This is a genomic window from Paenibacillus sp. B46(2026), assembly GCF_056786355.1.
On sequence record NZ_CM165907.1, the window covers coordinates 1,331,104 to 1,350,157 of the forward strand.

Here is a 19,054-nt window from a genome sequence, read left to right on the forward strand (position 1 = left end):
GAGTGGGCAGTGTGAATTTTCTTTAGTTAAATTTAACGAGAAAAATATTTCAGTTCCAAACGGAGTTGGCATGGATTTTGCTACATATATTTGGTGATGAGTAACATGCATATCAATTCAGGCGAGCAGCCAGTGAAACCCACATCCTGAAGGAGGAATCATTCATGAATATCCCTTTTGTTAACGAACCATTCACACCTTTTGCGGTCCCGGCGAACCAGGAAGCATTCGAAGACGCACTTCGTCAGGTAGAAGCTGAACTTGGGAAGGAATATCCGATTATTATTGGGGGGCAAAAAATAACAAGTAGCCGCACGTTAACGTCCGTGAACCCCGCAGCCAAGAATCAGGTTGTCGGAACCATTCACCAGGCAGATCAGGAATTGGCCGAAAAGGCCATTCAGACCGCAGCGGAGACATTCCACACCTGGAAACACACTGAACCGAATGAACGGGCCCGTTATCTGTACAAAGCAGCTGCGATTATGCGCCGTCGCAAGCATGAGTTCTCGGCATGGATGGTCTATGAAGCTGGTAAGACCTGGCCTGAAGCCGATGCGGATACAGCCGAAGCCATTGATTTTATGGAATTCTACGCACGGGATATGCAGCGACTGAGTGAACCACAGCCCCTCGTACGGATTGCAGGGGAAGATAATGAGCTGAGTTATATTCCGCTGGGCGTTGGCGTTGTCATTCCACCTTGGAACTTCCCGCTGGCCATTATGGCAGGCATGACTTCGGCTGCACTGGTATCCGGCAACACGGTGGTCTTGAAGCCTGCCAGCACAACGCCGGTAATTGCTGCGAAATTCATGGAACTGCTCGCAGAAGTTGGCTTGCCGGATGGCGTAGTGAACTTTTTACCTGGATCAGGCAGTGAAGTTGGCGATTATCTTGTGGATCATACGCTTACCCGATTTATCAGCTTCACCGGTTCCAGAGATGTAGGGCTGCGAATTAATGAACGTGCAGCTCGTACCGCTCCGGGTCAAAAATGGATCAAACGAGTTATTGCAGAGATGGGTGGCAAGGATTCCATCGTTGTAGACAGCGACAGCGATCTGGAACTGGCGGCAGAGTCCATTACCGCTTCGGCATTTGGTTTCTCAGGGCAAAAATGTTCGGCGTGTTCCCGTGCCATTATTCATAAGGATGTATATGATGAAGTGTTGCAAAAAGTGATTGAACGGACACAGAAACTGACGATGGGCAGTCCACTTGAAGTTGGCAGTCAGGTCGGGCCGGTTATTGATGACAAGGCCTATGCGAAGATCACGGAATATATTGAAATTGGCAAGGGAGAGGGACGTCTTGTGCATGGAGGTGGTACAGGGAATGTCGAGGGTTATTTCATTGAACCAACCATTATTGCCGATGTGGACCCAAAAGCCCGGATTGCTCAGGATGAAATTTTTGGACCTGTGCTTGCATTTATCAAAGCAGAATCTTTCCAGGACGCATTGGATATCGCCAATAATACAGACTATGGCCTGACCGGCGCGGTGATCTCACGTAATCGTGAACATCTGGAACAGGCAAGACGTGAGTACTTCGCGGGTAATCTGTACTTCAACCGGAAATGTACCGGGGCACTGGTGGGCACGCATCCATTTGGCGGATTTAACATGTCGGGCACAGATTCCAAGGCAGGTGGAAGAGACTATCTGCTGTTGTTTACACAAGCGAAGCTGGTATCGGAGAAATACTAGAAGGATTATTATAATTCAGCTAAAAGAGTGCTTACAATCGCTTGAATAGTATGCTATTATCCCTGCAAATGCTTTTGTTCGTATAAGAGGTAGTTCAAAAAGTCCACTTTTGATTACAAATCATGCCTAGCGGCATCGTCAGCATCGAATATGAAATTCAGCCGAAATGTCCGTTGCTCACGTAGTTTTCCTACGCTCCGCTACTCCATTTCTAGCTTCATTCCATCTTCTCGGTACTGAAAATCAGACTTTTTGAACACGCATTATAAGAAAAACAGAGGTTTATTGCCCAGCAACGCATAAGGAGGGACACGGATGTTAGGTGTTCAGTTGGTACAGGAACAACGTATTCGGCTGTCCATCACGCCGGAGATGAAACAATCCTTTCATTTGCTAACCTTGTCTGGTCAGGATCTGACCCGTTATTTGCAGGATGCCACAGAAGAAAATCCAGTGCTTGAACTGGAAGAACAAGCTGCGCCCCTCGCCCGGATCCCACGGCGAATGGATCAGCGCAGTTATGCTTCCTATGATCCGCTGCTTCAGGTTAAAGGTGCCGAACCTACACTGGAACAATTGTTGATTGCACAAATTCGAGTGATGACCATTCCAGACAAATGGGGAAATATATCAATATACTTGGCAGGGTGTGTTAATGATGATGGGTATCTGACGGTTGAGCTGTCAGAGGTGCAAGCAGCACTTGGACTGCCCATGAATGAGATTACAGCGGGACTGGAACTTCTCCAGTCGCTGGACCCCGCAGGTATAGGGGCGCGGAATCTGCAGGAATGCCTGCTGCTCCAGATCAGGCGTGATCCATCGGCTGTTCTGTACGCTGAACGCATGGTGGAAGCGGGATTGGAAGCACTGGTTCCTTTTCACCCAGGTAGAACAGGAAGTCGATTGGGTATGACTTCACGTGAAGCCCAGGCTGCCTATGACTATATTACACGTCTCGACCCCAAGCCTTGCCGATCCATCGGATGTACGGAACGACCGCATTACATTATTCCGGATGCCATTGTCGGATTGCGTAATGGTGAGGCCCATTTCAGTCTGCATGCGGCAGGTAACCCTCGTGTATCCATGAATGAAGCATGTACCCGCTGGATCAGGGATGAGGCACCGGACGAAATCTGGTCTAACCGCGCGGCAGAGGCGAGGGCTATCATTCGTAGTGTGCACCTGCGGCGCAGAACATTAATGCGTGTGCTGGCGGCCGTGATGGAAGAGCAGAAGCGCTTTTTGACCAGCGGACCATCCGCGCTAAGACCGCTTAATCTGGCTGTTATTGCAGAGAAGATTGGCATGCATGAATCAACGGTAAGTCGTGCGGTGAACGGTAAATACATTGACACCCCGCATGGTGTATATGAACTCAGAGCTTTTTTTGCCTCGGGAATTGGTACAACGTCAGGGGATAAAACCTCCGCATCAGCGGTGAAACGGAGATTAAAAGAAATTATTCGCACGGAACAGACGCAGCGGCCGTACTCGGATAGTCATTTAGCCACACTGCTCGCAGCGGAGGGAATTGTCATCTCCCGCAGAACGGTTGCCAAGTACAGGGAGGAACTTCAGATTCTGCCTTCCCTTGAGCGTAAACGATGGGCTTAACGGAGTAACAGGCGTTTATCATCTCCCAATGCAAGAACCCCCGCAAACCGGATGAACGGTCTGCGGGGGTTCTTTGGGATGTTATTTGTATTGGGTTTTCTGCATTCCCTGCATTAGATCTCCTGATTACCTACAAACGTTCCATATTACGCAGGAAGTGTTCTCCGGCAATCCCTGGTGTAGTCATCTGTTCCGGATGAAGAATCTCTTCCAGTTCTTCCGGTGTCAGCAGTCCGCGTTCCAAAATAATCTCTTGCAAGGAAAGTCCAGTCTTGAGCGCTTCCTTCACGATGGAAGCCGCCACATTATAACCTAAGTGCGGGTTCAACGCCGTAACCACACTGAAGCTCTGCTTCATAATTAATTCACAGCGCTCGCGGTTTGCTTCCATCTCTTCCACAGCATAACGTGTGAAGACATCAATGCCGTTATTCATAATTTTCAGTGATTGCAGCAAGTTAAACGCAATAACCGGGCCCATGACATTCAACTCGAATTGACCAGCTTCACATGCCATACAGATTGTATGATCGTTCCCCATGACCTGGAAGGATACCTGGTTAATGACTTCTGCCATAACCGGGTTCACTTTGCCTGGCATGATAGAGGAACCTGGCTGACGCGGTGGCAGGCGCAATTCATTGAATCCTGCACGCGGACCTGAAGCCATCATGCGAATGTCATTACAGATTTTGGACAGGCTGACCGCACATACCTTCAGCGCGGCTGAAAGTTCCAGATAGGCATCCGTATTCTGCGTCGCATCCACAAGATCTTCAGCTGTCTGTAGTGGTAGTCCGGTAACATCCGACAGATGTTCTGTAACCTTGATAATATACTCGGGTTTAGCATTGAGTCCTGTACCTACCGCAGTTGCACCCATGTTAATGGTAAGCAGGCGGCGATTGGCGAATTCAAGACGCTCGATATCCCGTCCGATTACACGGGCATAAGCTCCGAATTCTTGTCCAAGGCGAATAGGCACAGCATCCTGAAGATGGGTACGACCTACCTTGACCACATCGTTGAATTCCTCTTCTTTTTTACGGAACGCATCCTGTAGTCTTTTCATGGTAGCGAGTAACGTCTCGGACAATTGATACGCCGCAATACGCAGTGCTGTAGGCACCACGTCATTGGTGGATTGGGACATGTTTACATGGTTGTTCGGATTGCAATGGAAGTAGTCTCCCTTGCTTTTGGTTAACAGTTCCAGCCCGCGGTTGGCCAAAATTTCGTTCATATTCATATTCATGGAGGTACCTGCACCGCCCTGAATGGAGTCCACAATAAAATGATCCAGATGATGGCCCTTCATCATTTCTTCAGCCGCCATGACAATCACATCGCCAATTTTGCTTGGTAGCATTTTCAGCTCCATATTCGTAACTGCCGCTGCCTTTTTCACCGCAGCCAGAGCTGTGATCAGCTCCCGGTGTACCGGAACGCCGGTAATCGGGAAGTTCTCCACGGCCCGCACCGTCTGAATGCCGTAATAGGCATAAGCCGGAATTTCTTTTTCACCGATAAAATCTTTCTCCGTCCTTGTGGACATAGTAGACATTTCGTTCGCCTCCAGTGGCATCCAATAAATAGGTCAGCTCCGGCATTGCCGAAGCGCACTCAGTATATCATTTAAGCAAAATGGATGCCAAGCTAAATCATTTTGCCTGTTTTACCGATAATAATTTAAATTAGGGATTAAATTTACACGCAGTTGCTCATTAAAGGGGGCTGAAAAGCTTGTCTTATTCATTATGCACTACATGGTAGTGAAGTCATGCATGAACCAGAAACAGGGAGTAGATAGAACGTTTTCAGTGATGTATGTCACATGATATTTGGTACATGATTGGTAAAATAGGAAAAAAGGACTACGGGGTGTAAACATGAAATGGACTTTAGGCGCAAAGACAGTCGCAGGTTTGGTACTAATCTCAATTATTACGTACGGAACTAGCGGCTTTTTTATATTTTTCCTCCAGGACTGGCTCTCTTTCAACATGCCAAGCTGGTTGTATATCTCCATCATCCTTGTTATGGGGGTATGTTGGAACGGGATTCTCGGGTGGTTCGCCTCTCGCTGGCTGACTCGTCCGATTGTTCATCTGTCTCGTGCGGCACAACAAGTTTCATCCGGGGATCTGACAACCGAGATTCCGCAGCGACGTGCACAGGATGAACTTACCGTATTATATGATGCATTTCGCGTAATGGTTTCTAATCTCAGAAGTATTGTGAATGATATTGCGGACAGTACACGGACAACTTCTCAGAATGCCCAGTCTCTGAGTGAAGCAATTACCCAGGCCGCCGAACAGATCGAGATGATGTCGGATGCGGTGGATCATATTGCGGTAGGCGTAGAAGAGCAGAAGGTCACTTCCCATCAATCGCTGATCACAGCCGATGAGATGTTAAACGATTTTCAGCGTATGCATAGCCAGTCCATGGGCATGACAGAGATGTCCGGTCAGATGGAACGATCCGTGGATCATACGAAACAGACTTTCTCATCGTTAATGAAAGGAATGGACGAGCTGGCCGAGTCTCACAATCGTTCCCGCGACATTATGCTGTTGCTGGAGAAGGAAGCCTCCGATATCGAGGTGATTACACATTCTGTAAAAAACATTGCTGAGGAAACAGGGCTACTTGCCCTGAATGCGTCCATTGAGGCTGCACGAGCTGGCGAAGAAGGCTCAGGATTTGCAGTCGTTGCACAGCAGATCCGCAAGCTGGCAGATGAGAGTAAGGAATCGGTGCACCGTATTAATGAGCTGATCAGTCGTGTGCAGCAGCGAATCAGGGAGACAGCACAACTGACTCATGAGCAGCATGGTCTGGTGGTTAATGAATCCGAGCGAACTATCTCTGTGGATCAGACGTTGCATGAACTGACAGGTACGGTGGAAGTGTTTATGAAGGGTGCACATGATATCGGTTCCAAGATTGCAGAACAGACAGGTCGCGTGGAACAAACGCACGGTCATGTGAAGAAAATCCAGGGGAAAGCCGGATCGTTCTCGGATGAGGCAAGACGAATCATGGATGCCGCACACGAAGAGACAGCCATTATGGAGGAGATTTCATCCTCGGCTGAAGAACTGAGACAGTTAACGGATCGGTTAATGGACAAAACCAAAGCATTCCGGATGCAGCCTTGAGCTGTGTTCGGAATTTTTTTTGCTTTTTAGAGATGTATTTGGCATGAAATTTTGCTTATTCTGGTTAAAGCCGAACGTTCTTTCGTGAAAATGAAAATTTGTAAAGATTATTTTATGAAAGATTAACAAATTCGCAACTTGCAGGCGATAAATGAAGATATAATAGGATTATCACAACAGATAAAGGAGCCCAGTATATTGAAAACTTGGACAGGTATCCTGCTGATGATTATTTTGGCGGTAGCTACGATTAGTACAACTTCGGCTGCCAGAACCATGAATGAATCGCAAAAACAGCTTAACATAGATGAGCAATCCAGCCAGACCGCAGTGGTCGAGGCTTCCAATATAGATAAAATGCACGACACAGCGAAGACAACAACGGAATCCTTGCCCGTGAAAGAGGAATATGTTTCGATTGCTCCAGAGAATGAGAACGTCAGATTATACCCTATGAAAGTCGAGGGTTCAGGATATATATATAACGGAATGATTTTGGAAGTGGACGGCAAGACGCGAGAATTTAGTGATTGGCAAGGAGAAGGCGGGTCTTACAAACCCGAAGTACACGAGCTGGATCTGAATGGAGACGGACAAAAAGAGATTGTTGTTTTATATACGAAAGGACATGGAACAGGTATTTATTTGGGACAAGCACGTATTATTAATCCGGTGACGCTGGAAGAGATGAAGATGCAATCCCTAGATGAGATCGTGAAGCAGCATGTGAAGTCGAATGTTTCGGTTAGATCAGACCGTGTTGATGTTGATGTTGCCGTTGATGGCGTTCAAGCAGAACCTTCAAGGATCGAGGGAGACACGAGTGGCGGCGTGTATAACGAAGAGTTGGGATTTGGCGGAGTAACATATTACAGTGTGGAGAATGGCCAACTTGTCGTATCAGCAGCAGGATCTTACGGTGTGGCTTTATATGCTGGTGATCTAACATTTGCATATGAATATATGGATGGTGAGTGGAAAGCTACAGATTTGAAGTACAGCATGGAAGTGTATGAAGAAGAATATTATGAATCTTTTGATTGATAACATCATGTTGATATCGTAGAGCAGCAGGCATTGGAAGTTCTCGAGTGTAGTTTAATGAGCATTTGAAAAGAATATCTCCCTTTCTGCGTTTACGGACAGTGGGGAACAGGGCGAGGCTGAAAAAATCGGGACATACAGCCTCGTTTTGTGCTGCCCGGAGATAGGGAATTGTGCTACGGTGACAACCAAAGATGCAAATGGTAAAACGGTGTTGGAATCTACCGCATGGCATACCAAAGATCCCGCGGAGACGACTTACAAAGGCAAGTCTGGACGTGGATGTATCGGGTACTGAAGCTGTTTTTGTTGAGATTGTTTCAGAAGATCCAGGTTCATCGCTGTTTGTACCTCTTACAACATCGTATTTGGTTAAATAAAATAGACGTAATACAAAAACGATGATCAACGATGATGTTGCTGGATCAAGTCCATAACACACATTGTGATAATCGTTTTTATTTTTAACGAATGACGGTGTCCAGCGGTTTAAGATTGGCTTCAATTTCCGCGCGGCGACTTTCAAGGAATGGTGGCAAGGCAAGCGATTCTCCCAGATGCGCCATTTCTTCGTCTGTATCGAATCCCGGACCATCGGTGGCCAGCTCGAACAGTATACCGTTTGCTTCACGGAAATACAGGGAGCGGAAGTAGAAGCGGTCTACAAAACCGGAATTTGGGAATTGGAAGTTATGAACCCGCTCTACCCATTGTTTCAGCTCTTCCTCATTGTCCACACGGAAAGCTACATGGTGCACGCTACCACGTCCAGGACGTTCTTGTGCAAGATCGTTACGTTCTTCAACATGCACCTCGGAGCCACTACCACCTTCGCCCGATTCAAAGACCAGTACATCAGGTTGACCTGGAGTAAAGGCCGGGTAACTTCCTTTGGCTCTGAAACCAAGCAGTTCGGTGAGAACCGGAGCGGTAAGAGAGGCGTCTTTCACTGTAAGATGGATAGGGCCCAAGCCTACAATGCCATATTCAGCGGGCACAGGGCTCTGATCCCATGGTTTGCCACCAGCGACACCTGTATTGTGTTCATCCGAGACCAGAATCAGACGTTGTCCTTCGAAGTCGTGAACGAGAGCGTGGCACGACCGCCCCGTTCAACAATCTCTCCATGATCAACTTCGAATTCGTCAAAACGCTGCTGCCAATACGTAAGTGCCGCATCACTTGGCACACGCAGTGACGTTGCTGAAATGCTGTTCACGCCTTCACGAGTCTGTCCGGCCATCGGAATTTCGAAGAAGGTAAGTTCGGTACCTGGATTGCCTTTCTCATCACCATAGAAGAGATGGTACACGGACACATCGTCCTGGTTGACCGTTTTCTTAATGAGGCGAAGCCCCATGATATTAGTATAGAAACGATAGTTCTGATCGGCATGTGCGGTTAGAGCGGATACGTGGTGAAGTCCTTTAATTTGCATAATAATTCCTCCTAAGTTAGGTTATAAATTCAACTAAGGATTATTTACACTGGCACTCCGATGACAGAACAACCTTCCGATCGCTGTTATCCCCAGATTTTTTGATTCCTTTTTGAAAGGGGAAATCCGGGGATAAAGGCGAAGCATATGCTTCCGATGCAGCTTTCTTTCAGAAAGCTTTTAGCTCCGCTTCTTCAGGTTTTTTCTGTCCTCTCCGTTATCGTGTAAATGTTTAGTTGAACATTTGTTGAGTGCTGTATTTATTATTATTTCAATTAAGAAAGTTACTAACTTTTCGTTTGTTTCGGTTCTGAATTTATCTTAACATAAAGATATTTAAATTACAATGCTTATTTAGAATTCCAACTGGACAGCACTTTCATTCAATGGCAAAATGAAAAAGTTAACATTAAAGAGAGATAATGTTGGTGAGATCCTTGCAAAGGAGAGAAGAGATGCATGGCGTATCCACCATGGCTGGACCCTTATGATGCAGAGCCGTTTATCCTGTTCTCCACTTCACATATCGTTTCAATTAGCGTAATTACAGCATTGATTGTAATGATGTTTTTGCTTCGACACCATCTTCGATCATGGTCAGAGAGGGCACGCCGCATACTGCGGATTGTTCTGGCCTGTATCATGTTTGCCTGCGAAATCGTGCTACAACTCTGGTATGTGTACGGAGGGATATGGAGCCTGCAGACGTCACTGCCACTCGAACTATGCAGTCTGTCTCTGCTATTATCGGCGTTGTTACTACTGACACGCAGTCGACTGTTACATTCTGCACTGCTGTTTGCAGGCATTGCTGGAGCCCTTATGGCGATCCTGACTCCTAATTTGGGTTATGCTTATGCACATTTTCGATTCATCCAATTTTTCGTCGCTCATGCCTGTATCATTCTGGCTTTACTCTATATGACTTGGGTGGAGCAGATTCGTCCTGACTGGAGATCTGTGGCAGGTTCAATGATATTTGTGAACGTAGCAGCACTGTTCGTTTACATTGTAGATATCCTGCTTGATGCGAATTACATGTTTTTGAGATACAAGCCGAGTACACCCTCGGTGCTGGACATGCTAGGCCCTTATCCCATATATATCCTTGGGGAAGAGGTACTGGCTCTCGTCTTGTTCTCGCTGATGTACATTGTGCTCTTTGTCATTCCCGACCGGTTAAACCATCGTGTGAAAAAAGGTAAAAGCTCCGCGGTATAGAGGTAATCCTTATAGTTGAGCCTGCGCCGTATTATAAACTTCTTCTAAGATAAAACATCCCGCAGTAATCTGACCGGATCAGATCGATTGCGGGATGTTTGGGCGTTGTCCCTGAATGGGGCCAACTTATATTTTTATCCACGGAGCAGAGATTCCGCACCATCCACATAGATTCGTGTACCTGTAACATGAGAGGCTTCATCGGAAGCGAGGAACAGAACGAGGTTAGCTACTTGCTTCGACGTTCCAGGTTCGCCCTTGAGCGGATGTTCGTGACCTTCCGGGAATTCAACAGGAATCTGTACTTCTTTCAGATCATCTGACGGATAGGTGTTATCATCAATGTTGGTATCGATAGCTCCTGGGCAGACGGCGTTTACACGGATCTTATAACGAGCCAGCTCCAGTGCAGCCATCTTCGTAAATGCTGTTTGTCCTGCTTTGCTAGAAGCGTATGCAGAGAATCCAATCCCTGAGAAGACCCGGTTACCGTTAATGGAACTGGTGATAATGATGCTGCCGCCATGTTCTTTCAGATGAGGGATGGCATATTTGACGGTTGCGAAGGTTCCGCGCATATTGATCTCCATCGTCTGATCCCAGTCCTCGATTTCCATTGTTTCAATCGGGGCCATCGTTCCGTTGATGCCAGCATTCGCAAATATGATATCCAGTTTACCGGCTTCAGCCGCAGCCTGATTGATCGCCTTCTGCACATTATCCGGTTTGGAGATATCACATTCGATGACATACGCTTCTCCGCCAGCCTTTTCAATCGTCTGCTTGGTTTCCTCCGCATTTTCGGGTGTGCGATCCAGCATGTACACTTTGGCTCCATGCTCGGCGAAACGAATAGCGGTAGCCTGCCCAATACCCGATCCACCTCCGGTTACAATCGCCACTTTACCTTCCAAACGTTGTTCAGTCATCTCTGATCCCTCCGTATGGTATAGATTATCGTTGTACGCTCTACTTCTACATACCCGGCTCAAGACTGGTGAATCATATGTGTCTATATCAAAAAAACAGGCCCGCAACGCGGCCCTGTTCTGTGAGCAGATCATCTTCATGATCTGTCTGCTGTGATATTATTTTGGCATGTGGATGGTAAGAAGCTTTCTCAGGTCATGCTCGCACTTACTTATGTTTCTTCCAGTCCATAGCGCTGTTATTGAGCAAATATTCGAAATCGTTATCCCGGCGCTTCTGCTCCGCTTGACGAGCTTCTTCTGCCTGCTGACGTTCCTGCTCTTTAAGAGCCGCTTCGGCAGCCTTGGCTTCATCCGCCTGAGCTTTCAGCTTCTCCAGCACATCACTGCTAAGCAGGTCCTTCAGTGTTGTGGGTTTATCCTGTGCTACTGCTGCTTTGGGAGCAGGAGTGCGTTTTTTGGATTTTGCCATAGGAAAATCTCCTTTCCAAACATAAATCAAGTTCCATTTATCGTACAGTAGTCATAGTATATCAGGTTCCCGTAATGCATTCCATGAAACTGCGGAACAAAAGCAGGAAAACGAGGGTTGCATGACGAATGAAAACGGGTATAAAATCATATACTATTACCGATACTGCGACTATTCCCTGGAGAAAGGAGTCGTTGTTCGTGGAAGTAAACCGTGGTTTACTGAAAGGGCTTGCATGGGGCGTTGCCTTCAGCTGCCCGTTATGGATTGCGATTATCGGCTGGTTACGTTTGATGGGATGGATGTATTGAGGATGATGCCGGAAGAGGTCATTTTTTATAAAGTCATATATGTAACCGCTATCATTAAAATCAATAAATAAAGCTCTGCCTTGCGACATTCGCATAGGACAGAGCTTTTGTTTGTTTAAACGCTCCAAAGCAAGCTTTGAGCCTTGGATTTTTATCCGATAGGTAGGAATGTTGATTAGGGCATCTTAACCGGCTCTGGATACTCCAGACCATGGGTGTCTACCGTAACTTTTTTCATAACTTGATCGGAAACCGGTTTGTCATCTTCACCTATTTCCTGAGCAGCAATACCATCAACGACTTCCATACCTTCTGTTACCTTGCCGAAGGTAGCATATGCGTTATCCAAGTAATCCGCATCAGCTAACATGATGAAGAATTGGGAACCTGCTGAATCAAGATTATCCGATTTACGCGCCATCGAAATGATTCCCCGAGTATGATTCAGATGATTTTTGTGACCGTTGGATGTAAATTCACCTTTGATCGCATAACCTGGGCCTCCTGAACCGTTGCCATCTGGATCACCACCCTGAATCATGAAGCCCGGAATGACCCGGTGAAAGATCAGGCCGTCATAGAACCCTTTATTCGCAAGGGAGATGAAATTATACACCGTGTTGGGCGCAATCTCGGGATAGAGCTCAATGACAATCTTCTGACCATCCTGCATCTCAATGGTAGCTACCGGATTTGGACCTTCAGGTGCAGCCGGAACCGGCGTTTGCTCGGCACTGGTCGCAGGGCGTCCGCAACCACTAATGACGATAAGCAGCATCGCAAGAACGAGCGATACTGCGGTTGTTTTTTTCCACCGTAAAGACATGAAAACGTTCCTCCTTGCATCTCTGCATCATATATTTTCTCCAAATCTTATTTGGATATTTACCCAACTATCATACCGTTTTTGTGGACAGGATGGCAATGTAATACGTGTGGTTGTGGTGAACAAGGGATGGCCTTCGTGGAATGATGGGTGTAAAATAAGGAAAATGCTTCCGCATCGGGGACGTACGGGTCTGCTCCGTCCGCTCCAGTACACGGCAGTCCCGGCGTCAGTAACGGAAAGGGCGTGCGGGTATATGAACTTCTCGTGGAAGCGAAATCTGGTGATATTGTGGATTGGTGTATTTTTTTGCAGCACCGCGTATTCGATCTCAATTCCATTCCTGCCCCTGTTTCTCAGTGCTGACTTGGGGGTTCGTAATCACCTGGAATTATGGTCAGGACTAGCGTTTGGCATTACGTTTCTCGCGAGTGCGCTCGTGTCTCCGTTCTGGGGATCACTGGCTGATAAATACGGGCGCAAGCCCATGCTGATCCGGTCGGGATACAGCCTGGCCGTTTTGTATTTAATCAATTATTTCGTGCAGGACCCCTATTCACTGATTGTTGTTCGATTGTTTCAGGGGTTGCTTGCAGGGTTTGTTCCAGCAGCCATTGCCCTGGTAGGCACGAATACACCGGAAGAGAAGACAGGGTATGCACTGGGTATCATGTCTACAGCAGGAGCAACAGGTGGCATTATCGGGCCGTTAATTGGTGGCGTGGTGAGTCATTATTATGGGAACCGGAATGCATTTTTGTTTTCGGCTATTGTTGTGTTAGTCTCAGCAATCATCGCAACCTTCTGGGTAAAAGAAGAAAACTTCAACCGGAACAAAGCTCGTTCCCACGTCATGGATGACATTCGTGAAGCGAGAGCGAATCGTTTGTTTATGACGGTGCTTGGCATGATGGGCATATGTACATTCTCCGTCATGATTCTGGAGCCATTATTAACAGTGTATGTGATGGAAATGGGCATCCAGCCTGACCGTGCCTCACTCAGCTCGGGTATTATTTTCTCGGCGGTAGGTGTAGCGACAGTTATTATGGCACCACGCTGGGGCAAGATTGGTTCAAGGATTGGATACGGTAAAGTGCTGATCATTGGACTGGTTGGTGGGGCTGTAGGGAATCTTCTGCAGTTCTTTACAACAGGGTATATCGGATTTGGCATATTGCGATTTGTATACGGTTTATTCTTTGCGGCTGTATTTCCGGCGATTAACGCCATGATTGTGCAGGCTACTGCATCTAGTTTTAGAGGAAGGGCCTTTAGTTTAAATCAGTCCGCTGCCCAGATCGGGACGATGGCGGGGCCGATCATTGGTGGTGTGCTTGGTGGCTGGCTGCCGATACGCTGGATTTTTATCATTAACGGAGTTGCATTGTTACTCACTGCAATTGTAGCGAAGTGGTCTGGATTGGATCACAAACTGCCCGTGGCAAGTAAGGTTTCCGCTAAGCGGTGACGCTGAATTGCAAAGAGAAAATGAACTTACAGGTAACAAAAAAGATGACGCTGTGAAATTTACAGACGTCATCTTTTTTAAGTCTACTACGGATCTATATAAGTTAGTCATCCGAAGAGGGCTTACGAGAAGCCTTCTCTTTGGGAATGGCATGCTCGACCGCATCACGTTGATCCTCATCCTCAAGTGCTTCGGGGAAGGAGTCCTCAGTGAACAGTCCGAAGTCCGGGTCAATATCCCGTTCGGTCACGAGATTATCCGGTTTATGCACATGCTTTTGGCGATCTTCCTTCATCGTGTATGCACCTCCTCATTCAGGATGTCATAACAGCTGTTAATGTCGTGGTGGAATGTCATTCTCCGGTTTGGCATCCGCACCAGCACCATTAAGCAGATCGGTACCATGCAGCGCATCCGGATCGGGTGCAGCAGGATCAACCGGGCTGTTTGGTTGCAGCAGATCTGCATCGGGTACGGATTCCAGCGGCGTCTCAGCCAAACGTGAATCCAATTCCGGCTCGTCCACAGCCGTTGCTGCTACCGGTGGCAGATTCGAATCTTCCGTGACAATCCGTCTGCCGGAAACCTCGTCAAAGGTATCCATATCACCTTCCGGAACTTCCGTCTCTGGTGGAATATCGCGGGACCTCTGATAACGGTCGTAATAGCGGTCGCTCTCTTCGTTACTGATTGGTTTGTCAGACATGAGTAGCACTTCCTTTCATTTGAGTTGCCCAAAAGCTTCTTACCCCGTAGTTACCCAAAGCGCTGGTATTGTAATCTTGCAAAGGTTATTATCTCCGGGTGTCCACTACGATATGAATGCCTTAGAATTTGGGGAATACATACTTGACCAAAAAGTATAAAAATCCAAAAAAGATAATGATATACGCGGCATATTTAATAAATGTGGAAGCGACCATACTTGAATCCGATTTATGCTGAACATCCTTATGTTCTACCTCAACCGTACGATGTGGCTCATTCATTGGAATCATCTCCTTAGGGTGTTTGTTTGCTTTGAGAAACCATTACACCCGAAGGAAAGGATTGAATCGCAGCGACCGTTTTTGCAGCTTTTCATGTTTTGCCTATGTTATGATGAAGCATGAATATGTAAGGGAGGGATTCAAGTGGACTGGTTCACACTGGGCAATATGATCACACGCATTCGTATCGGGCAAAAGGCGTCCACACCCGGGTTCTCCCGTACCGTCATCCGTCGTCCGGATGGTTTGTTTTGGGTAGGCGGTATATGGTCCGGACAAGTTGTCCAGCTGCGGGATTTCCTTTTTTCCGATATATGGACCATCTATGATGATGAGGAAACAGAGCAGTGGCTTGAATTCCGCAGTCAAGTTGAACAAAAAGAACGTGAAATGATAGAGAATCAGTTCGAAGATCTGCGCGATTAACCGAATGATTTTAACAATAAAATGGAAATAAGACTATAAATCGACTTAAATGTGAAATTTCATTTTATCTCAAGAAGGTGACGTGACAAACGGTGGCGAATGATAAATGAGAGAATCTAAGATAGGGAAAATTAGAACTTTGAGGTGCTGTGAATGAAAAATGTGCCCAAAGCTATCGTCATCTTATGGATGAGTGTATTGATTATTCTAGGCATGCCACATGGGATAGTCTTTGCAACTACAGGAGTGGTTCAGCAGCCTGTATCCATTACAGGATGGGAAGTAAAATGGGGGAACGTTGACGATCAAGGGTTCATCAGTGAGGTTAAGGGAGCAGACGAGATATGGGAAAAGCAGGGCGTCGATAAGTTAGAGTACAGCAAAACAGATCGATCGAGTTCCTTATGGACTCGCCTGACCATCCCTGAATTGAGTGAGGAAAGTTTAGCCATTCGATTTGAGAACATTAAAGGCAATCATATTGTTATCTATCTGGAGGACCGCAAGGTCTACGAGAACTACCATTACAATTATGATAATAATGCTGTGTTGCTGCCCTTATCCAGCAAAAATTCAGGGGACACGCTCTATGTATGGTCGCAAAATGAGAAAGGCCGTCTGGGCATACAAGGTACTGTTCAGATTGGACCTTATGCCGCGTTACAGGAGAGATATATTCATAACGGACTAATTGATGTAATCTTGGGGGCGACCTTTGTTTTCACAGCGATTACGATGCTCAGTTGTACGTTCTTCCTTGGCAAATTCCATAAGGGATTATGGATCTCACTATGCATGGTGATGGGTTCCATCGGCACGATGATCATCACGTACTCGCAATTTTTGTATACGTTCTATCAGGTATATGGTGACCTGTATTCCGTAGTCTTTGATCTGGCGATGCTGCTGGGTATGCCAGCGCTATGTTATTTTTTTGAACAGATTATCGGGCCAGGACTGCATGGAATCTTCACCAAACTGCGAAAAATAATATTCATATATTCAGTTGTCGCTGTGTTCTCTCTATTTATTTATGTTATTTCAGGCGGGCAATGGGATGTGCTCTACAATCTGCTCGTACAGCGTGTAGTTGGCATGGTGCTGGTCATTCTGCTGACGATCCTATTGGTGGGTACCCTCGCCAAAGCACTACAACGAAACCGGGAAGCGATGTTGCTTGCGACAGGATTCGGTACATTTGCCTTAATCAGTGTGGCTGAACTGTTGTGGTATTATCAGCGGAGCGGGACGTATCATCTGTTATGGTGGAAATGGTCGATGGTTGCATTTGTGATCTCGTTAATTGCCATTCTCGGAAGTCGTTTTGCCGAAAAACATACCAAAGTTCTAGAGTACTCCAAGGAATTGGAGTTGTTCAACAATGAGTTGCAACGATCCGAGAAGATGGAGATTATTAGTGAACTGGCTGCTTCCGTTGCCCATGAAGTGCGTAATCCGCTTCAGGTGACAAGAGGGTTCCTGCAGCTTATGACAGAACAGGAAGACAACAAAAATAAGGGGTATGTTCGAATTGCACTGGAAGAACTTGATCGGGCTTCGGGCATCATAACGGACTTTCTTACCTTTGCCAAACCTGAGTTTGACCATATCATCTCGCTCAATATCTCGGATGAATTCAATCATATTGAAGGCATTCTTGTACCGATGGCTAATCTGGAGGGTGGCAAGATCACAACGGACATTCCGCCAGATCTGTATATTCGGGGCAATTCCTCAAAGTTCAAACAGGCTTTTATCAATATTATCAAGAATAGTATCGAAGCTCTGCAGGGACAGGGCCAGATTGATATCTGGGCGTATAAGCAGGATGGTATCATCAAAGTGCATGTCAGGGATAACGGAGAAGGGATGGACGAGGAAGCACTCTCCCGGTTGGGCGAGCCTTATTTCTCCAATAAAATCAAAGGCACAGGTCTGGGCATGATGGTTACTTTCCGAATTGTGGAAGCGATGCAAGGGCAGATCAGTTTTACAAGCACCAAAGGGGTAGGAACAGAAGCGGTTGTATCTTTTGCCGAGTTCGTCGAATGACGAACTCACAGAAGGATACAGCGGCTTTTTTCTGTTCCTACCCCTGACTTCTACACTACAAAATTAACTCACCCGATTTAGCTTCTCCAAGGTCCACAATTCACATCATAATTTACCTTGGAAGGATTGGGAGGTATGACAAGAACATAGTCATTCTGCTGTTCCTCAACGGTACGTACCTTAATGTGTTCCGGGATTACGATGCCGAACGCTTCACGAAGCGCTTGCTTCGGATTGGAGTGCAATTGTTGTCTGAAGTGCTCATCGCTCCAAGCCTTTTCGATAATATCCTCATGCAACGTTTTCTCTGATACCATCATCGTCAACATTCCCTTCATATTTAAAATTAAACCGAATCAGCTTCATCCTTGTGCTCAGGATTCCAGTTGTTGATCGCTGATCCAGTAATGAAACCCGCCTTGGAGGAGCCTTTTTTTTCGTTGTGTAATCTCCTGAACAGCTTGTACCAAAGTGCTGCATAAATAAGAATTAAATGCTTCAAGGTATGATATTCCCAAGTTAGAAGATGTTAATGTACGATTGTAGTGATTAGCAATGTCTACGTAAGAGTTCATGAGTTGTGTATTGTATACATTGTCATGTATACAGTCCCTTAGCGGATGATCTGGATAGTTGTGGTTCAGTGCTGCGGATATGTGGGAGAGGTAGCTGTTGTAGTTTCCATGCACAGCATCTTGTTGCGTGTCTGTGAAGTCATCAGTCATCTGGAGTGTCATGAGTGTAATGTTGATGGCAGAACACACCGGGATGATCCGGTCGGACTGTTTCAGCAGAAGGAGTGCACCAGTAGCTCCAATGAGCAGAGGGGAAGCCTTTTGCGCAATCAACAAGGGACTGTTTTGGAAATAATCAATGGAATGCTCACCCGTTACACTCAGGGCCCAATCCACGACATATTGTCTGAAATAGATCCAGAATATGGAGGTAAGATCGAACAACTCCGAGTAGGATTGAAGTGCATCCATGTAGTATAGATTACCCAGGGATAACTTCCGTGTGACATCCTCAGGCTGTTCATCCATCACGTCGTCCTGATTCAGGAAATATAACATGTGAATGAGACAGGCTGTACTCAATTGTTGTGCGTTCTCATGGGATAGTCCATCCGAATGTTGCATCCAGAGTGGAATGATATACCCGATATAACTGTGTCCCGAATCTCGTAACAGCGGATTAACCGAACGAAGCTGTTCTAATGCATGTCCTGACAAGGGTTCGGGATATTTCCGTACGAGTTGTTCCGCTGAAGCAAACACGACCTCCAGATCGGATCTAAACGGATCTAACCAATCTCTCTGCATCGTTACATCTCGTCCTTCCTGCGATAAGGTGACTAAGGACGTTCGCTATATTAG

General features: G+C 46.5%; 17 protein-coding genes and 1 pseudogene. 8 read left to right on the forward strand and 10 right to left on the reverse strand.

The genetic code is table 11. The features are described 5' to 3' along the window. Positions 1 to 164 precede the first annotated feature (164 nt). Together pruA and rpoN are read left to right on the forward strand one after the other, a co-directional pair. Positions 165 to 1,712: an L-glutamate gamma-semialdehyde dehydrogenase gene (pruA, locus tag AC1S8V_RS05960; RefSeq protein WP_482072848.1), complete on the forward strand. Its 1,548-nt coding sequence runs from the start codon at positions 165 to 167 to the stop codon at positions 1,710 to 1,712. Positions 1,713 to 2,027: 315 nt separating this feature from the next. Beyond that, positions 2,028 to 3,332, forward strand: coding sequence for an RNA polymerase factor sigma-54 (gene rpoN / locus AC1S8V_RS05965; RefSeq protein ID WP_482072849.1), 1,305 nt, complete (start codon positions 2,028 to 2,030; stop codon positions 3,330 to 3,332). 130 nt (positions 3,333 to 3,462) lie between these two features. Here rpoN and AC1S8V_RS05970 read toward each other — a convergent pair whose 3' ends face one another. Next, positions 3,463 to 4,896, reverse strand: coding sequence for an aspartate ammonia-lyase (locus AC1S8V_RS05970; RefSeq protein ID WP_482072850.1), 1,434 nt, complete (start codon positions 4,894 to 4,896; stop codon positions 3,463 to 3,465). A 325-nt stretch (positions 4,897 to 5,221) separates the two neighbouring features. Here AC1S8V_RS05970 and AC1S8V_RS05975 point away from each other — a divergent pair, with 325 nt between their 5' ends. Both AC1S8V_RS05975 and AC1S8V_RS05980 read left to right on the forward strand, forming a co-directional pair. After that, the gene (locus AC1S8V_RS05975) at positions 5,222 to 6,499 is read left to right on the forward strand and encodes a methyl-accepting chemotaxis protein (RefSeq protein WP_482072851.1); all 1,278 of its coding nucleotides are present in this window, start codon (positions 5,222 to 5,224) and stop codon (positions 6,497 to 6,499) included. Positions 6,500 to 6,697: 198 nt separating this feature from the next. Continuing rightward, a complete protein-coding gene (locus AC1S8V_RS05980) occupies positions 6,698 to 7,543 on the forward strand; it encodes a hypothetical protein (RefSeq protein ID WP_482072852.1) in 846 nt (281 codons plus the stop codon). Between the two features lie 464 nt (positions 7,544 to 8,007). On the opposite strand, the pseudogene AC1S8V_RS05985 reads toward AC1S8V_RS05980, so the two are convergent. Continuing rightward, positions 8,008 to 8,981, reverse strand: a pseudogene (locus AC1S8V_RS05985) (ring-cleaving dioxygenase). 459 nt (positions 8,982 to 9,440) lie between these two features. On the opposite strand from AC1S8V_RS05985, the gene AC1S8V_RS05990 reads away from it, so the two are divergent. Further along, positions 9,441 to 10,202, forward strand: coding sequence for a YwaF family protein (locus tag AC1S8V_RS05990; RefSeq protein WP_482072853.1), 762 nt, complete (start codon positions 9,441 to 9,443; stop codon positions 10,200 to 10,202). A 134-nt stretch (positions 10,203 to 10,336) separates the two neighbouring features. Here AC1S8V_RS05990 and AC1S8V_RS05995 read toward each other — a convergent pair whose 3' ends face one another. From AC1S8V_RS05995 to AC1S8V_RS06005, 3 genes are all read right to left on the reverse strand, one after another. Continuing rightward, entirely contained in the window at positions 10,337 to 11,131 is a 795-nt protein-coding gene (locus AC1S8V_RS05995; RefSeq protein ID WP_036612094.1) for an SDR family oxidoreductase, read from the reverse strand. Between the two features lie 208 nt (positions 11,132 to 11,339). Next, the gene (locus AC1S8V_RS06000) at positions 11,340 to 11,603 is read right to left on the reverse strand and encodes a YqkE family protein (protein WP_036612099.1); all 264 of its coding nucleotides are present in this window, start codon (positions 11,601 to 11,603) and stop codon (positions 11,340 to 11,342) included. 486 nt (positions 11,604 to 12,089) lie between these two features. Then, positions 12,090 to 12,740, reverse strand: coding sequence for a peptidylprolyl isomerase (locus AC1S8V_RS06005; RefSeq protein WP_482072854.1), 651 nt, complete (start codon positions 12,738 to 12,740; stop codon positions 12,090 to 12,092). A gap of 166 nt (positions 12,741 to 12,906) precedes the next feature. Between AC1S8V_RS06005 and AC1S8V_RS06010 the strand changes: the two genes are divergently transcribed. Further along, the gene (locus tag AC1S8V_RS06010) at positions 12,907 to 14,211 is read left to right on the forward strand and encodes an MFS transporter (protein WP_482072855.1); all 1,305 of its coding nucleotides are present in this window, start codon (positions 12,907 to 12,909) and stop codon (positions 14,209 to 14,211) included. A 103-nt stretch (positions 14,212 to 14,314) separates the two neighbouring features. Here AC1S8V_RS06010 and AC1S8V_RS06015 read toward each other — a convergent pair whose 3' ends face one another. The 3 genes from AC1S8V_RS06015 to AC1S8V_RS06025 all read right to left on the reverse strand — a co-directional run bounded on the left by AC1S8V_RS06015 (position 14,315) and on the right by AC1S8V_RS06025 (position 15,200). Then, positions 14,315 to 14,506 carry a hypothetical protein gene (locus AC1S8V_RS06015; RefSeq protein ID WP_482072856.1) on the reverse strand — a complete coding sequence of 64 codons (192 nt, stop codon included), beginning with the start codon at positions 14,504 to 14,506 and terminating at the stop codon, positions 14,315 to 14,317. A 39-nt stretch (positions 14,507 to 14,545) separates the two neighbouring features. Further along, entirely contained in the window at positions 14,546 to 14,917 is a 372-nt protein-coding gene (locus tag AC1S8V_RS06020) for a hypothetical protein (RefSeq protein ID WP_482072857.1), read from the reverse strand. Positions 14,918 to 15,038: 121 nt separating this feature from the next. Then, positions 15,039 to 15,200 carry a hypothetical protein gene (locus tag AC1S8V_RS06025; RefSeq protein ID WP_017690239.1) on the reverse strand — a complete coding sequence of 54 codons (162 nt, stop codon included), beginning with the start codon at positions 15,198 to 15,200 and terminating at the stop codon, positions 15,039 to 15,041. A gap of 144 nt (positions 15,201 to 15,344) precedes the next feature. Between AC1S8V_RS06025 and AC1S8V_RS06030 the strand changes: the two genes are divergently transcribed. Next, the gene (locus AC1S8V_RS06030; protein WP_062832955.1) at positions 15,345 to 15,626 is read left to right on the forward strand and encodes a hypothetical protein; all 282 of its coding nucleotides are present in this window, start codon (positions 15,345 to 15,347) and stop codon (positions 15,624 to 15,626) included. 189 nt (positions 15,627 to 15,815) lie between these two features. Continuing rightward, positions 15,816 to 17,678 (forward strand): ATP-binding protein, encoded by a 1,863-nt coding sequence (locus AC1S8V_RS06035; protein WP_482072858.1) that lies wholly within the window; start codon positions 15,816 to 15,818, stop codon positions 17,676 to 17,678. A 77-nt stretch (positions 17,679 to 17,755) separates the two neighbouring features. Here AC1S8V_RS06035 and AC1S8V_RS06040 read toward each other — a convergent pair whose 3' ends face one another. After that, positions 17,756 to 18,016, reverse strand: coding sequence for an NHLP leader peptide family RiPP precursor (locus AC1S8V_RS06040; RefSeq protein WP_260870959.1), 261 nt, complete (start codon positions 18,014 to 18,016; stop codon positions 17,756 to 17,758). A 36-nt stretch (positions 18,017 to 18,052) separates the two neighbouring features. Then, the gene (locus AC1S8V_RS06045) at positions 18,053 to 19,000 is read right to left on the reverse strand and encodes a hypothetical protein (protein ID WP_482072859.1); all 948 of its coding nucleotides are present in this window, start codon (positions 18,998 to 19,000) and stop codon (positions 18,053 to 18,055) included. Positions 19,001 to 19,054 lie beyond the last annotated feature (54 nt).

Coding starts and splice junctions, on each gene's coding strand:
- AC1S8V_RS06010 (WP_482072855.1), top strand. CDS start 12,907: ATGCTTCCGCATCGGGGACGTACGGGTCTGCTCCGTCCGCTCCAGTAC.
- AC1S8V_RS05975 (WP_482072851.1), top strand. CDS start 5,222: ATGAAATGGACTTTAGGCGCAAAGACAGTCGCAGGTTTGGTACTAATC.
- pruA (WP_482072848.1), top strand. CDS start 165: ATGAATATCCCTTTTGTTAACGAACCATTCACACCTTTTGCGGTCCCG.
- AC1S8V_RS05970 (WP_482072850.1), bottom strand. CDS start 4,896: ATGTCTACTATGTCCACAAGGACGGAGAAAGATTTTATCGGTGAAAAA.
- rpoN (WP_482072849.1), top strand. CDS start 2,028: ATGTTAGGTGTTCAGTTGGTACAGGAACAACGTATTCGGCTGTCCATC.
- AC1S8V_RS06045 (WP_482072859.1), bottom strand. CDS start 19,000: ATGCAGAGAGATTGGTTAGATCCGTTTAGATCCGATCTGGAGGTCGTG.
- AC1S8V_RS05990 (WP_482072853.1), top strand. CDS start 9,441: ATGGCGTATCCACCATGGCTGGACCCTTATGATGCAGAGCCGTTTATC.
- AC1S8V_RS06025 (WP_017690239.1), bottom strand. CDS start 15,200: ATGAATGAGCCACATCGTACGGTTGAGGTAGAACATAAGGATGTTCAG.
- AC1S8V_RS06035 (WP_482072858.1), top strand. CDS start 15,816: ATGAGTGTATTGATTATTCTAGGCATGCCACATGGGATAGTCTTTGCA.
- AC1S8V_RS06015 (WP_482072856.1), bottom strand. CDS start 14,506: ATGAAGGAAGATCGCCAAAAGCATGTGCATAAACCGGATAATCTCGTG.
- AC1S8V_RS06040 (WP_260870959.1), bottom strand. CDS start 18,016: ATGAAGGGAATGTTGACGATGATGGTATCAGAGAAAACGTTGCATGAG.
- AC1S8V_RS06005 (WP_482072854.1), bottom strand. CDS start 12,740: ATGTCTTTACGGTGGAAAAAAACAACCGCAGTATCGCTCGTTCTTGCG.
- AC1S8V_RS06000 (WP_036612099.1), bottom strand. CDS start 11,603: ATGGCAAAATCCAAAAAACGCACTCCTGCTCCCAAAGCAGCAGTAGCA.
- AC1S8V_RS05995 (WP_036612094.1), bottom strand. CDS start 11,131: ATGACTGAACAACGTTTGGAAGGTAAAGTGGCGATTGTAACCGGAGGT.
- AC1S8V_RS06020 (WP_482072857.1), bottom strand. CDS start 14,917: ATGTCTGACAAACCAATCAGTAACGAAGAGAGCGACCGCTATTACGAC.